Annotated in this window: 11 protein-coding genes; 5 read left to right on the forward strand and 6 right to left on the reverse strand. The window is 60.0% G+C overall.

From position 1 onward, the window contains the following. Positions 1-204 precede the first annotated feature (204 nt). Positions 205-2,571: an outer membrane protein assembly factor BamA gene (bamA, locus tag AOC04_RS05535; protein WP_060691517.1), complete on the reverse strand. Its 2,367-nt coding sequence runs from the start codon at positions 2,569-2,571 to the stop codon at positions 205-207. Positions 2,572-2,798: 227 nt separating this feature from the next. Between bamA and AOC04_RS05540 the strand changes: the two genes are divergently transcribed. The 3 genes from AOC04_RS05540 (at position 2,799) to AOC04_RS05550 (ending at position 5,423) form a co-directional block, all read left to right on the forward strand. Next, positions 2,799-3,482 (forward strand): response regulator transcription factor, encoded by a 684-nt coding sequence (locus tag AOC04_RS05540; RefSeq protein ID WP_060696878.1) that lies wholly within the window; start codon positions 2,799-2,801, stop codon positions 3,480-3,482. Then, entirely contained in the window at positions 3,479-4,744 is a 1,266-nt protein-coding gene (locus AOC04_RS05545) for a sensor histidine kinase (protein ID WP_060691518.1), read from the forward strand. Before AOC04_RS05540 ends, AOC04_RS05545 begins: the two co-directional genes overlap by 4 nt. Positions 4,745-4,985: 241 nt before the next feature. Beyond that, complete coding sequence (locus tag AOC04_RS05550; protein WP_060691519.1) at positions 4,986-5,423, forward strand: hypothetical protein; 438 nt, start codon at positions 4,986-4,988, stop codon at positions 5,421-5,423. Between the two features lie 6 nt (positions 5,424-5,429). On the opposite strand, the gene AOC04_RS05555 is transcribed toward AOC04_RS05550, so the two are convergent. The 4 genes from AOC04_RS05555 to araD1 all read right to left on the reverse strand — a co-directional run bounded on the left by AOC04_RS05555 (position 5,430) and on the right by araD1 (position 11,164). After that, entirely contained in the window at positions 5,430-7,013 is a 1,584-nt protein-coding gene (locus tag AOC04_RS05555) for an aldehyde dehydrogenase (NADP(+)) (RefSeq protein WP_060691520.1), read from the reverse strand. A 182-nt stretch (positions 7,014-7,195) separates the two neighbouring features. Beyond that, complete coding sequence (locus AOC04_RS05560; RefSeq protein WP_060691521.1) at positions 7,196-8,752, reverse strand: UxaA family hydrolase; 1,557 nt, start codon at positions 8,750-8,752, stop codon at positions 7,196-7,198. A 28-nt stretch (positions 8,753-8,780) separates the two neighbouring features. Continuing rightward, on the reverse strand, positions 8,781-10,100 hold the full coding sequence (locus AOC04_RS05565; RefSeq protein WP_060691522.1) for an MFS transporter: 1,320 nt from the start codon (positions 10,098-10,100) through the stop codon (positions 8,781-8,783). A gap of 65 nt (positions 10,101-10,165) precedes the next feature. Further along, the gene (araD1, locus tag AOC04_RS05570) at positions 10,166-11,164 is read right to left on the reverse strand and encodes an AraD1 family protein (RefSeq protein WP_060691523.1); all 999 of its coding nucleotides are present in this window, start codon (positions 11,162-11,164) and stop codon (positions 10,166-10,168) included. Positions 11,165-11,293: 129 nt separating this feature from the next. On the opposite strand from araD1, the gene AOC04_RS05575 reads away from it, so the two are divergent. Further along, a complete protein-coding gene (locus AOC04_RS05575; protein WP_060691524.1) occupies positions 11,294-12,232 on the forward strand; it encodes a LysR family transcriptional regulator in 939 nt (312 codons plus the stop codon). A 46-nt stretch (positions 12,233-12,278) separates the two neighbouring features. On the opposite strand, the gene AOC04_RS05580 is transcribed toward AOC04_RS05575, so the two are convergent. Next, positions 12,279-12,902, reverse strand: coding sequence for a TetR/AcrR family transcriptional regulator (locus tag AOC04_RS05580; protein WP_060691525.1), 624 nt, complete (start codon positions 12,900-12,902; stop codon positions 12,279-12,281). 119 nt (positions 12,903-13,021) lie between these two features. Between AOC04_RS05580 and AOC04_RS05585 the strand changes: the two genes are divergently transcribed. Beyond that, positions 13,022-14,218, forward strand: coding sequence for an MFS transporter (locus AOC04_RS05585; RefSeq protein ID WP_060691526.1), 1,197 nt, complete (start codon positions 13,022-13,024; stop codon positions 14,216-14,218). The last annotated feature ends 614 nt before the right edge of the window (positions 14,219-14,832 follow it).

Here is a 14,832-nt window from a genome sequence, read left to right on the forward strand (position 1 = left end):
CAGCTGGCTGGCGATTCAGGCAACGCGGCCTGTCTGCTTCACCGCATCCATGCCATCGCTGGCAAGCCAGCTCCCACAGGCTTCAACCCTTAACCTGGAGCAACGAGCTTGCTCGCGGGCTTCTCAAGATTGCCACCTTCACTGGGCATCAATATCGGCTCGATAAAAAGTTCGCTCCTACAAAAAACACCCAGCCTCAATTGCTTAAAACGACTGCCCCAGCGAGAACTGGAATACCTGGGTCTGGGCGTCTTCGGGTTTGCGCACCGGCAAGGCCAGGTTGACGCTCAGCGGGCCCATCGGGCTGTACCAGGTCACGCCAACCCCCACCGAACTGCCCAGCTGGTCAAGGTTGACCCCGTCACAACCGGTGGTGGTGCTCAGGTAGCACTTGTTCGAGAACACGCTGCCCACGTCCCAGAACAACGAGGTACGCAGTGATTTGTTGTCTTTGATAAAGGGCATCGGGAACAGGTATTCCACCCCGCCGGTGAGCATGATGTTGCCGCCCAGCGCTTCGGTATCGCGGTCGGAGTAATAGGCCTGCCCGGCGCTGGCGTAGTTGCCGGTGGCCGGGGTGTTGCGCGGGCCCAGGGTGCCGCTTTCAAATCCGCGCACCGAGCCCTCGCCACCGGCGGTGTAGTTTTCATAGAAGGGCAGGCCATCGGTTGAACCGTAGCTGTTGCCATAGCCGAGCTTGGTATGCAAACGCAGGGACGTGTCTTTGCTCAGGGGCACGAAGGTCTGGCCGTTGTAGTCGATCTTGTAAAAACTCAGGTCGCTGCCGGGCACGGTCACCATCAGGTTGAGGTTTTGCGAAGAGCCGCGGGTCGCCATGACCCCTTTGTTCAGGGTTGACTCCGACCAGCCAAGGTTGGCCTTGAAGTTGGTGAACTGCTTGCCCTCCCGCTCGATAAAGTCATAGATCTCATCGGCGCTGTAGGTGCCCGGCTCAATGACGTCGTGCTGCGCGGTCAGGCCGAAGCTCAGGCGCGAGGTTTCATTGATCGGGTAACCCAGGGTGGCACCCGCGCCATAGCTGTTGATGGAGTAATACGAGACGCCGTCAGAGTAGTAATCGTTGTAGTCGGTTTTGTTGTAGAAGGCGTTGTAGCCCAGGCTCACGCCATCGGCCGTGAAGTAGGGGTCGGTAAAACCGATGTTGTACTTGCTCTGGTATTCGGAGCGGGTCAGGCCGATGCTGGCCGAGTTGCCTGTGCCTAAAAAATTGTTCTGGGTAATCGCGCCGCCCAGAATCAAACCGGCGCTTTGAGCGAAACCGACGCTGGCAGTAATCGATCCCGACGCCTGCTCCTCGACGCTGTAGTTGACGTCCACCTGATCGTCGACACCCGCCACGGCCGGTGTCTCAACGTTCACTTCCTTGAAGTAGCCCAGGCGCTCCAGACGGGTCTTGGACTGGTCAATCAGAAAGGTCGAAGCCCAGCCGCCTTCCATTTGCCGCATCTCACGGCGCAGCACCTGATCCTCGGTCTTGGTGTTGCCGCGAAAGTTGATGCGGTTGGCGTAGGCGCGCTTGCCCGGATCCACCACAAAGGCGATATCCACCGTGTGGCTGCCACTGTCGGGGGTCGGTACCGCGTTGACGTTGGCGAAGGTGTAGCCTTCATTACCCAGGCGACGGGTAATCAGGTCTGAGGTAGAGGTCATCAGCTTGCGTGAAAATACCTGGCCCGGTTGTACCAGCAGCAGGACCTTGATCTGGTCTTCGGGCACTTTCAAGTCGCCCTTGAGCGAGGTATCACGCACCGTGAATTTCTCGCCTTCACTGATGTTGACGGTGATGAACACCTGCTTTTTGTCCGGGGTGATCGACACCTGGGTCGAGACGATTTCCATGTTGATATAGCCACGGTCCAGGTAGTACGAACGCAGACGCTCCAGGTCTCCGGAGAGTTTTTCGCGGGCGTACTTGTCATCGTTCTTGAAGAACGAGAGCCAGTTGCTGGTCTTGAGGGTGAACTGGTCAGTGAGGTCGGCTTCGTCGAAGACCGTGTTGCCCACCACATTAATGTGCTTGATCGCCGCCACTTCGCCTTCGTCGATCTTGATTTTCAGGCCTACGCGGTTGCGCGGCTGGCTGATCACTTCGGTGTCGACCGTTGCGCAATAGCGGCCCTGGGCGACGTATTGGCGCTGCAGTTCGTTGCGTACGCCTTCAAGCGTGGCGCGCTGGAACACTTCACCTTCCGCCAGGCCGGATTGCTTGAGGCCTTTCATCAAATCGTCAGTTGAGATCGCCTTGTTGCCTTCAATGTCGATGCTGGCGACAGACGGCCGCTCGACTACAGTGATCACCAGCACGTCGCCATCGCGGCCCAGTTGAATATCCTGAAAGAAACCGGTTTTGAACAATGCCCGCGTGGACGCCACCAGGCGCTGGTTATCCACTTCTTCACCGACGTTCAGTGGCAAGGCGCCGAACACACTGGCGGCTGAAACCCGCTGCAGGCCGTTAATGCGAATATCAGAAATTTTGAAGCTTTGGGCGTGCGCAAGTGTGGCATTGAGCAACAGTGCAACCGAACAGAGCAGGCGCGTAAATTTCATCAAGATCTTTATATCCAGGACACATCGACAAGCAGCGAAAGCGGGCGCGGTTATGGTTCATCAAGACGACATATCGCGAGGCAAGCAGGCTGGTGGAGGTCAAGCATAAAAGTTCGAGGCGTATGATGGGGTTAACCCAATGTCAAGTTAGGTAAAGGTTGGCGCAGGACGATGACTGCGCACAGCGCAAGGCCGATAATGCCCGCACCGCCACTCAAGAGTCCGCCATGATCCGTGTATTGCTCGTCGACGATGACCAGGAACTGACTGCAATGCTCAGTGAATATCTTGAGCGCGAAGGTTTTGAAACCAGTGCGGTGCATACCGGCGAGGAGGGTGAAATTGAAGCGCTTTCAGGGCTTTACAGCATCGTGGTACTGGACGTGATGCTGCCGCGCCTGTCGGGGATCGAAGTGCTCAGGCGTATCCGTGCGCGCAGTCAGGTGCCGGTGGTTTTGCTGACTGCGCGGGGCGACAACATTGACCGCATTACCGGGCTTGAACTGGGGGCGGACGATTACGTGCCCAAACCCAGCTCACCGGGGGAGTTGGTGGCGCGTTTACGGGCCATCATGCGGCGGGTGCAACCCGGCGACCGGCACACCTGCGAAGTCATCCGCAGCGGGCCGCTGGTATTGTGGCCCGGCAAGCGCCAGGCGCAGTGGCAGGGCCGCGAGCTGGGGGTGACCAGTACCGAGTTCAGCCTGCTCGAGGAGCTGGCGCGTTCAGCCGGGCAAGTGGTGAGCAAGCAGGACCTGTCGCTCAATGCCCTGGGTTGTCCCTTGACCCGTTACGACCGGCGCATCGACGTGCACATCAGCAGCATCCGCCAGAAACTGGGGCCACGCCCTGATACCAAGGCCTGGATTCAGAGCGTACGTGGCCTGGGCTACTTGTTGATTGCCGAATGAGCAAACCCGGGCGGCTGTTCTGGAAGCTGTTTCTGGCATTCTGGCTGGCCACCAGCCTGACGTTTTTTGTCGGTATCTGCATCGTCACCTTCAGTGGTTCAAGGCCGGGCGACCCGCATCTGGACACCATCCTCACCAGCGAAGTGCATCTGCTGCAAGAGTTCGGTGTCGAGGCGGGAAAGCAACTGCTCAGCGTGTGGAAGCACCCGGATGACCAGGCCATTGGTGTGTATGACCGTAGCGGCCAGTTGCTGGCCGGTTCGCAGGTTTTGCAGCCGGCCTTCCAGCGCACCGTGACCAGCAAGGACGGTGTCGAACTGACGCTCCGATCCACCCGCGCGCCGGGTAATGAGGGTGAGCGTGGCCCCGGGGCGATGCCGCTGGTCATCGGTACGGTGATGAGTGCGCTGTTCAGCGGCTACATGGCCTTCTATCTGACCTGGCCCCTGGCCTTTTTGCGCCGGGCCATGAGTGATGTGGCCCAGGGCCGTTTCGGCACCCGGGTCAAGCCCATGATGGGCGGGCGGCGGGATGAAATCGTTGATCTGGCCGAAGACTGCGACCGCATGGCCAATCAGCTGAGACTGTTGGTCGATGCCCAGCAAAACCTGTTGCACGACATCTCCCACGAATTGCGTTCACCCTTGACCCGCATGCAGGCGGCCATTGGCTTGCTGCATCAGGACCCGGGCCGCCAGGAAATGGTCGGCCGCATCGAGCGCGAATCGGTGCGCATGGACACCCTCATCGAGGCGCTGCTGACCCTGGCCCGGGTCCAGGGTCGCCCCGAAAGTATCGAGCGTGAGACGGTCGACATCCTCGAATTGCTGGCGTTGATCGTCGAGGATGCGCAGTTTGAGGCCGGGATCAAACAGTGCCGCGTCACCCTGCAGGGATGCCCGCCGTTTCTTACCCGGGTCAGCGGTGAATTGCTGTACCGGTGTTTTGAAAATGTGATCCGCAATGCCGTGCGTTATACCGCAACGCAAACCGAAGTACGGGTCCAGGCCCGGATCGATCCTGACACCGGTTGTTTAAACGTGCGCATCAGCGACCGGGGCCCTGGTGTTGAACAGCACCGCCTGAAGAGCATTTTCCAGCCATTTGAGCGCGGCGTGAGTGAGCCCGGTGCCGGTTTCGGGCTGGGCCTGGCGATTGCCTCAAGGGCCGTGGAAATGCACGGGGGCACCATCGTGGCGCGCAACCAGCCCTCCGGCGGCCTGACCGTAGAAATCAACTTGCCCCGTAACCGCGCTTCCTGACCCCGCAACCCCGCAACCCATAACCCCGTAGTCGCTGACGAGGAACGAAGGCTGCGAGCCTTTAACACCCCGGGTGCCACTTCGGAACTTAAAACCGGGGCTGCTTCGCATCCCATCGCAGCCTTCGTTCCTCGTCAGCGACTACCGGGCTTTTGCTTCTTTACACGAAATTACATTGCCTTGACGGCCCTGTACGCCATGCCCCCGTAGACTTGCAGCTCAAACTGAGCGGGAGACGGGCATGTTTCTGGTGCATAAAAAAGGCTTCGTTGCTGGCAAGAAAATGGTCGACGGTCTGGTGCCTTACGATTTTTTTTGTGAAGACAATCCAGCCATCAATCTGTTTGTGTTTACTGGCGCAGGCGCGTCCGGCAAGCCGGTCGAAGAGCAGACGCTATGGGGCTTTACCCGTCTGGAACGCTTCGAGGCGTTGACCGGCACCCTGGTGTCGAACAAAAAGAATCAGGACTGGTTCCAGAGTGTGAATGTCCTCACCGGCCCTGCGCAAAACGGTACCCAGAGCGTTAAATTTCAGCGGGTGCTGAAAATCATCAAGCACGTCAGCGTCACCCGCAAGGCGGGTTACGAGATCCTGACCGATGAGGGCGACACTTACTTCACCCTCAAACCGGCGGCGGGTCACAGCGCTCAGACTGTGATTTACGCCGCCGATCAGTAACGGCTGTCAGGCCAGCGGGTTGCGGCTGCTTTTGCCGTTGACCAGACGCTGGATGCCCAGCGGGTTGGCGTCTTGCAACGCCTGCGGCAACAGGCTGTCAGGGTAGTTCTGGTAGCACACCGGGCGCAGGAAACGGTCAATGGCCAGGGTGCCGACCGAGGTGCCACGGGCATCGGAGGTCGCCGGGTACGGGCCGCCATGGACCATCGCGTCACACACTTCGACGCCGGTGGGGTAGCCGTTTAACAGCAGGCGTCCGGCCTTCTGCTCCAGCACCGGCACCACCTCGGCGAACGCCTGCAAGTCGCCAGGTTCGGCGATCAGTGTCGCAGTCAGTTGGCCATGCAGGCTATGCAACGCTCGCAGCAACTGGGCCTTGTCCGCCACTTCGACAATCACGGTGGTTGGCCCGAACACTTCTTCCTGCAACACCTCGGCGCCGTCGATCAACAAGCTGGCATCAGCCTGGAACAGCTGCGGGAAAGCCTGGTTGCCCTGTTGCTCCGAGCCTGCAATATGGCGAATGCCTGGCACTTGCGCCAGACGGTTAATGCCTTTGCGGTAGCTGCTCAAACCGCCTGCGTTGAGCAGCGTTTGCGCGGGCTGGTTGCTGAAAAACTGGCTGAGCGCTTCGACAAAGCCACTGAACTCCGGCGAGCGGATACCCAACACCAGACCCGGGCTGGTGCAGAACTGGCCAGCACCGAGCATCACCGAACCGCCCAACTCAAGGGCTAACGTGTCGCCGCGAGTAGCCAGGGCCTGTGGCAACATCAACACCGGGTTGATACTCGACATCTCGGCAAACACCGGGATTGGCTGCGGCCTGGCAGCGGCCATGTCACACAGGGCGCGGCCGCCGGCCAACGACCCGGTAAACCCGACGGCCTGAATTGCCGGATGCTTGACCAGCGTGGCGCCGACACCCGCACCGTAAATCATGTTGAATACCCCGGCCGGCATGCCGGTGCGGGTGGCAGCGCGCTCAATGGCCTGAGCCACCAGATCGGCCGTTGCCATATGCCCGCTGTGGGCCTTGAACACCACCGGGCAACCGGCTGCGAGTGCCGAAGCGGTATCGCCGCCGGCCGTCGAGAACGCCAGCGGGAAATTGCTGGCGCCAAACACGGCTACCGGGCCGACCCCGATGCGCCACTGGCGCAGATCGGCCCGTGGTAGCGGCTGACGGTCGGGCAGGGCCTGATCGATACGGGCACCGTAAAAATCCCCCCGGCGCAATACGCTGGCGAACAGGCGCATTTGCCCGCTGGTGCGGCCACGCTCACCCTGGATACGTCCTGCAGGCAAGGCGGTCTCGCGGCACACGATGGCGACGAAATCGTCACCCAGGGCGTCGATTTCGTCGGCGATAGCTTCCAGAAGTTCAGCCCGGCGTGTCGCCGGCAAACTGCGGTACGTCGCGAATGCGGTGCTGGCAGCCATTGCTGCGGCATCGACTTCGGCCTCGGTGGCCTGGATAAAGCTGTAGGGCAATGTTTCGCCGGTGCTGGCATCAAGGCTTTGCAAACGAACAGTGCCGGCGGCGCAGCGCTGCCCGGCGATAAAATTTTGACCGCTAATGTGTGTCATCTGTGTGTCCTCAAAAAAATCGGTGAAACGTGTAGGGGTGCGAGGCGGCTCTGTAACCGTCAACACCTGCCCCTGTAGGCGCGAGCTTCTCAAAAATGCCCGGCAATCGAATGTGGGCTCGATTAAAAGCTCGCGAGCCAGCTCACTCCTGCAGCAAGCCAGCTCCTACAGGAGGTATGTACTCAGGTAATCGCCCCGATCTGCCACGGTACAAATTCGTTCTGACCGTACCCGTGCTGCTCACTTTTGCTGCGCTCGCCCGAAGCAATGCGCAGCATCATGCGGTAGATGTATTCGCCGCGTTCTTCGATGGTCATGCTGCCATCGGCTATGCCGCCGCAGTTCACGTCCATGTCTTCTTCCTGGGTTTCCCACAACCGGCTATTGGTCGCCAGCTTGATCGAAGGCGAGGGCGCGCAGCCATAGGCCGAGCCCCGGCCTGTGGTAAAGGCGATCAGGTTGGCGCCTCCGGCGACTTGCCCGGTGGCTGAAATCGGGTCATAGCCCGGCGTGTCCATAAACACCAGGCCGTGGGCGCGGACCGTTTCGGCGTATTCATATACGTCCACCAGATCACTGGAGCCAGCCTTGGCCACAGCCCCCAGGGATTTTTCAAGAATGGTGGTCAAGCCCCCGGCCTTGTTACCTGCCGACGGGTTGTTGTTGAGCTCGGCGTTCATTCGCTGGCAGTAGTCCTCCCACCAGTGGATGCGCCTGATCAGCTTCTCGCCCACTTCACGGCTGACGGCGCGGCGGGTAAGCAAATGCTCTGCGCCATAGATCTCCGGAGTCTCGGACAGGATGGCGGTGCCACCTGCGGCCACCAGCCGGTCGACCGCATTGCCCAGCGCCGGGTTGGCGGTGATGCCGGAGTATCCATCCGAACCCCCGCATTGCAGGCCGATAATCAAGTGGCTGGCGCTGACGGGCTGGCGCTGCACAAGGTTGGCCTGGGCCAGCAGGGACTTGACCTGCTCGATGCCGCTGGCGATGGTTTTCGAGGTGCCGCCCGTGCCCTGGATGGTGAAGGCCCGCAGGAACTCGCCTTTTTCCAGGCCTTGGGCCGCCAGCAAATCGGCGATCTGGTTGGTTTCGCAGCCCAGGCCGATCATCAGCACCGATGCGAAATTGGGGTGCACCGCATAACCGCCCAGTGTGCGCCGCAGCATCGCCAGGGCTTCGCCGCCGGGGTCCACGGCACAGCCGAAGCTGTGGGTCAGGGCAACAACGCCGTCAACATTGGGATAGTCGATGAGCGCTTGTGGATTGATATCCCGGCGGAAGTGATCGGCGATGGCCTTGGCCACGGTCGCCGAGCAGTTGACCGACGTCAGGATGCCGATGTAATTGCGGGTGGCGACCCGGCCATCGGGTCGCACGATGCCCATGAAGGTGTCGCTGGTCTGCGTGCCGACACCGCGTGCGTCGACACCAAAGGCGTAATCGCGGGCGAAGTCGCCCATCACCAGATTGTGCACATGCACATGCTCCCCGGCCCTGATCGGCTGGCTGGCGAAGCCAATGATTTGTCCGTAGCGGCGCAGCGGCTGACCGGGCTCGATATCGCGGGTCGCAATCTTGTGCCCGGAGGGAATCGGATTCAGCGCCACCAGCCCTTCAGCTTCCAGCACCAGGCCCTGGGGCACGGGTTGGCGGGCGATCAGCACATCGTCCAGCGGGTTGAGGCGGATCACGGCATTGGCAGCATTTTCGCTGCCTGTTTTAGTTATCAGTTGCATCACGGTTACCCCAATAGAGCGCAGTGGCTCAGGCCAGTCCGCGTTCACGGTAGTCAATGAGGGAAGAAAACAGCATCAGGCCGAACGCCATGACCACAAAGAAGATCAGCGCCAGGAAATACGATCCGGTGAATTGCACGATCAGGCCGATCAGGATGGGCACGATAACCCCGACCATATTGCCGCAGAAGTTCATGCTGCCACCCAGTACACCGGCTTTGGATTTGCCGCCCAGAATGGCCGGCAGGCACCAGTACATGCCGCACCAGCGGATGAAAAACAGCGCCACACAGAGCAGGGAAATCACGGTGACGGCGTCCGGTGTGTAAGCCACCAGCAGGATGCACAACGCTGCAATGGCCGCCGAACCGCCAAACATGCAACGCATCACCTTGTTGGGTTCGCCGCCTGCGTCTTTCCATTTGTCTGCCAGCCAGCCGCCAAAGATTTCACCGATAAAACCGCACATGAAGATCAGGAACGTAGCGCCGCCCATGGCCTTGATATCCAGGTTGTGGGCCTTGTGCAGATAGCTCGGCATCCAGGTCAACAGGCCGTAGAACACACTGTTGTAGCAGGCATACCCGGCAAACATGGCCAGTACCGAGCGGCTTTTGAGCAGGTCCTTGAGGATGGCCTTGCGTTCGCCGTGGGTGCGGGCCGCTTCGGCATTGGCGTCGGTGATGTAAGCCAGTTCGGCCGCGTTGACCTTGGGGTGCTCGGCCGGGCTGTTGCGGATGTACCACCAGGCCCAGACACCGACGATCATGGTGCCGACCCCGGCAATCACGAATGCAATCCGCCAGGAGTCAAACCAGGTAATCAGCCCGGCGATGATGATGGCGCCGAACGCCGTCCCCAGTGGGGCTCCGCCATCCACCAGGGTCGCGCCGCGGCCACGTTCGTTAGGCGTTAGCCAGGCCCCGTTCAACTTGGCGCCGGCGGGCATGATCGGTGACTCTGCAACCCCGAGGCCGATACGGGTGGCCAGCAGTGTGATCCAGCTATGGGCGCCGCCTGCTATGGCCTGAAAAAAGCCCCAGCCCACGGTGGCAACGCCGACGATATTGCGCACTTGAAAGCGGTCCAGCAGCATCCCGCCGGGGATCTGCATCAATGCGTAAGACCAGAAAAACGCACTGAGCATCAAGCCTTCCAGGGCCGGCGTCATTTCAAACTCGGAGGAAATCAGCGGCATGGCCACCGACAGCGAAGCGCGGTCGATGTAGTTGATTGCCGACAACAGCAGCAGGATCAGGAATATGCGCCAGCGCACAGTGGTGGGACGCGAGGCATCCGCGTGATCGGCCACCGTTGACGACGCAGACACCGAAGTTTTGATGTTCATACCTGTCTCGTTTCTTATATTTTTTATTAAACGGGGCGGGTCTGTTGCCAGACCCGAAAAACGCTTTACAGCGGTTTGACCTTGCCGGCGGGCAGCTCGGCGGTGCCTGCCTGAATGCCATTGATCAGTGGCTCGCCAAACTCGGCCATGCTGATTTCGAACCGGTCGCCTTCGCGGGTTTGGATGTTGTCGGCGAAGGACAGGGTGGCGGTGCCGAAGAAGTGCACATGCACATCGCCCGGGCGCAGGAATTGCGCATATTTGAAGTGATGGTATTCAAGGTTTTCGAGGCTGTGGCACATGTTGTCCTCGCCGCTGAGGAACTCTTTTTCCCAGATCACCTCATCGCCTCGCAGGATGCGGCTCATCCCGCTCAAATGACGCGGCAGCTCCCCGACCCGCAATTCCGGGCCATAGCTGCAATTGCGCAACTTGGAATGGGCCAGGTACAGGTAATTGCGCCGCTCCATGATGTGGTCGGAAAACTCATTGCCCAGGGCAAAACCGACCCGGTACGGTTTACCGTCTTCGCCGACCACATACAGGCCGGTCAGCTCGGGCTCTTCGCCTGCATCCTCGGCAAAAGGCGGCTTGTCAAAGGCCGCGCCGGGGCGTACCACAATCGAGCCGTCGCCCTTGTAGAACCACTCCGGCTGGACCCCCGGGGTGCCCGCGGGCGGACGTCCACCTTCGATGCCCCACTGGAAAATCCGTGCGGTATCGGTCATTGCCGCCTGCTCTCCGGCGTTTTTCTGGTGCATTTTGTCGCGGGTCGAAGCGCTGCCCAGGTGGGTCAGGCCGGTGCCGCTGACCAGGCAATGGGCCGGGTCCTGGTGATCAAGCGGCGGCAAGACCCGGCCTTCGTGCAAGGTCTGGCGATAACTGTGCGGGCTTGGGTCGGTGCCGCGTTCCAGCACTTCTTCAACCAGACCATGGCCTTTGGCAATTGCGCCTAGCGCCAGCTCCCGGGTCGTGTCGGTGGCCCGCACCACATGGATTTCATCGCCTTCAATAACACCGACGTGTCGCGTGCCCTGGGGGGTTTCAAACTGGATTAGACGCATGGAGTGAGCTCTTCGCAGATTATTTTTATCGCGAGCCATAACGGCTCTTCTGGCGCTCACTTTAATTTTTGTCAGGGATGCTGCCTAATGACAGATGCTGATTGAGCGATAACCATTAGTCATCCCCCTATGCTGCCATCCCTCACTACCATCATTTCCCGGCTGCGCCTCAAGCAACTGCGATTGCTGATTGCGCTGGACGAACACGGCTCCCTGCACAAGGCGGCCGAATCCGTGGCGATCACCCAGCCCGGTGCAACCAAGGCGCTGCATGAAATTGAATCGACCCTGGGTTCAACCCTGTTCGAGCGCACGACCAAAGGCCTGACCCCCAACGACCTGGGGCGCTGCGTGATCCGTTATGCGCGGCTGATTCACACTGACGTGGCCCACCTGCGTGAAGAAATGCTCGGCATCATGCAAGGCCACGGCGGTCGCCTGTCGGTGGGGGTGATCATGGGCGCGGTGCCGGTGCTGGTGGAATCCCTGGCGCGCTTGCGGGCCAGGCAACCGCAACTGTCGGTCGAAATCGTCGAAGACACCAGCGCCCGCTTGCTGGCACTGCTCGACGAAGGGCGGCTGGACCTTGCTCTGTGTCGAACCAGCGTCAGCCGGAACCCGGCAGCCTATGACTGCCGCCTGCGTGATCAGGAGCCGCTGGTGGTGGTCGCCAGCCCCCGTCATCGCTTTGCCGGTCGGCCGATGCTGGCGTTGAGTGAACTGGCAGCTTCAGCGTGGGTAGTGTTCCCGGTCAACATGCCGATGCGCCTGACCCTGGAGCGCGAGTTCAGAGAAGCGGGGCTTAATTTCCCGACTTACCCGATTGAAACCTCATCCACCTTCACCACGCTCTCATTGCTGCTGCAAGATCCGGAACTGGTGGCCGTCATGCCGGTGGATGTCGCACAGATGGCGGTTGCCCACGGCATGCTGGTGCATTTGCCCCTTGAACTGAAATCCCGTAGCGAGCCCTATGAAATCGTCACTCGCCATGGCATTGCGCTCACGGCCCCGGCCCGGTTGCTGGTGGACGAACTGACTCTGCAAAAACAGGGCGCGGCGCTTTGAAAAGCTCGCTCCTACAGCCCGTGCCACTCTGTAGGAGCGAGCACTTTCAATCCGCAAGGTCGCTGCGCATGGCATCCCAGGCGCTCATCACCTGAGTGATAGCAGCCTCCATCACGCCATGGTCTAGACCCTCTCTGGCCAGGGTGGTAAGCCCCAGCAAAAAGCTTTCAAACACCGTGGCCAACGCCACGGGGCTGGTCTGCGCCAGCAACTCCCCCGAGGCCATGCCGCGCTCCACACAGGCCACAAACCCGGCCCGGTTGCGCGCCCGGGCTGCGGCGAGCGGGGCGCAAATGGCGATGGCTTCAGCCGAGCTGGCACTCATAAGCCCCAACGCCACCAGGCAACCACGGGGGTGACCGTCCTCGCATTGCATTCGGGCGGAACCACGTAATGTTTTTTCAATCGCCTCGCGCGCTGGCAACTGCAAATCGAACAGGCTTGCGGTGACTTGGCCGTGGGTGTTCAGGTAGCGCTCCATGACCTCCTTGAACAAGGCTTCCTTGGAGCCAAAGGCCGCGTAAAAACTGGGCGCGGAGATGCCCGAACCGATGTTCGCCTTGAGCTGGCTCAGTGAAGTCGAGTCATAGCCATGTTCCCAGAACAGGTGCATGGCCTGAGTGATTGCCGCGTCGCGGTCAAATGTACGCGGGCGTCCCATCTGTGCCATTTCAGTTTCCTCGGTGACAGGACTTAAATACTATTCGATACAAAAGTCGTTGACCAACACTCTTTTGCAGGCCTACATTTGTACTCATCGATACATAACTAACAAGGCTGGAACAAGCGATGGCGCTACCACAAAGCAGCACTGAACGATTACCCATGGGGGCACTGCTTGCGCTGGCCATGACCGGCTTCATTTGTATCGTGACCGAGACCTTGCCTGCGGGCTTGCTGGCGCAAATCAGCAGCGGTCTTGAGGTTTCATCTTCACTGGCCGGGCAGATGGTTACGGTTTATGCGCTGGGATCCCTGCTGGCCGCCATCCCGCTGACCATTGCCACCCAGGGCTGGCGTCGGCGCCATGTGCTGCTGTTGACGATTGTCGGTTTCCTGCTGTTCAACTCTATTACCGCCTGGTCTTCCAGTTATGGCATGACCCTGGTTGCGCGCTTTTTTGCCGGTGCCTCTGCAGGTCTGGCCTGGAGTCTGCTGGCGGGGTATGCCCGGCGCATGGTCGCACCGCACCTGCAGGGGCGGGCCATGGCAGTGGCCATGGTCGGCACGCCGGTTGCGCTCTCGCTCGGCGTGCCGTTGGGCACCTGGTTGGGGACGCTGGTGGGCTGGCGCACGGCCTTTGGCCTGATGTCGGGTTTGACCCTGGTGCTGATGGTCTGGGTGCTGGTCAAGGTGCCTGATTATCCGGGGCAGTCGGCCTCGCAACGCATAGGGCTGCGGCAGGTGCTGTTGACGCCGGGAGTGCGCTCAGTACTTGGCGTGGTAATGACCTGGATGCTGGCGCACAACATTCTCTACACCTACATCGCACCTTTCGTAGCGCCCGCAGGTCTGGGCAATGACGTCGATATCGTGCTGCTGGTCTTCGGCCTTGCGGCGCTGGGGGGGATCTGGCTGACCGGGCGCCTGGTAGATCGGCACTTGCGCAAAGCGGTGCTGGCGAGCCTTGGAACATTCGCTGCGATCGCGCTGGTATTTGGTTTTTCTGCTCAATCAGCCACGGTGATATACGCCGGGGTGCTGGTATGGGGCTTGTCGTTTGGCGGTGCTGCGACCCTGCTGCAAACAGCATTGGCTGACTCTGCAGGCGAGGGCGCTGATGTTGCGCTGTCATTGAACGTAGTGGTCTGGAACAGCGCCATTGCGATCGGCGCATTGACCGGTGGCGTGCTGCTGGATCAGATCGGGGTAGGCATCTTTCCATGGGTATTGTTGGTGTTGCTGCTGGCGGGCCTGTGGATTGTATTCAGCGCCCGCCAGCATGGTTTCCCCGAAGGTCAGCGCCAATCGCCAGACTTCTCGTAGCTGAGGATTACGATCGCTGCGCAATCGGACGTAGCCTTCGGCAACTGCTACGCAAAGCGGGGGTTGTAGTCGCTGACGAGGCACGAGGCTGCGACAAGGGCCGCAGGACCTTCAACCTTGGGTCTGCGTTGCAGTCCATCGCAGCCTCGTGCCTCGTCAGCGACTACGCACCGCCAAGCGTCTCACCACAAGTTCACCATTGGGCCGCAATGTATATGTCCTAACCTGCTGTCATTACTCCTACGTGCAAATATAAGACAACTCGTAGTTATTTAAGAAAGTTCCTGCGTGTAGAAAACTGGATATATAAAAACCTATAAATAGTTAGTGAGGGTTGTTATTTATTGTTTGTTGTTAATGAGCTGAATTGATTAGAATCCCCTCCGAATTTTCTGTCATGTAACAGGCCGGTTCTTGCATATACCCGTGGTTGCTGGGCTTGAGCCTAATGCCGAGGTGCACTCTCTTATAGAACTGCTGCTTGCAGTTGCGCCGCCCTCCGTTACCCATACCCGCAATTCCAGAGTTAACCAGCGCAACTTGTTCATTACTTGAAGCAGGCTTTGGCGACTGAGTTTTGAGGATTTATTAATCGCCATAGAGGCCTGAACACG

It is taken from the genome of Pseudomonas versuta, from assembly GCF_001294575.1.
In the GTDB taxonomy this organism is placed as follows: Bacteria; Pseudomonadota; Gammaproteobacteria; order Pseudomonadales; family Pseudomonadaceae; genus Aquipseudomonas; species Aquipseudomonas versuta.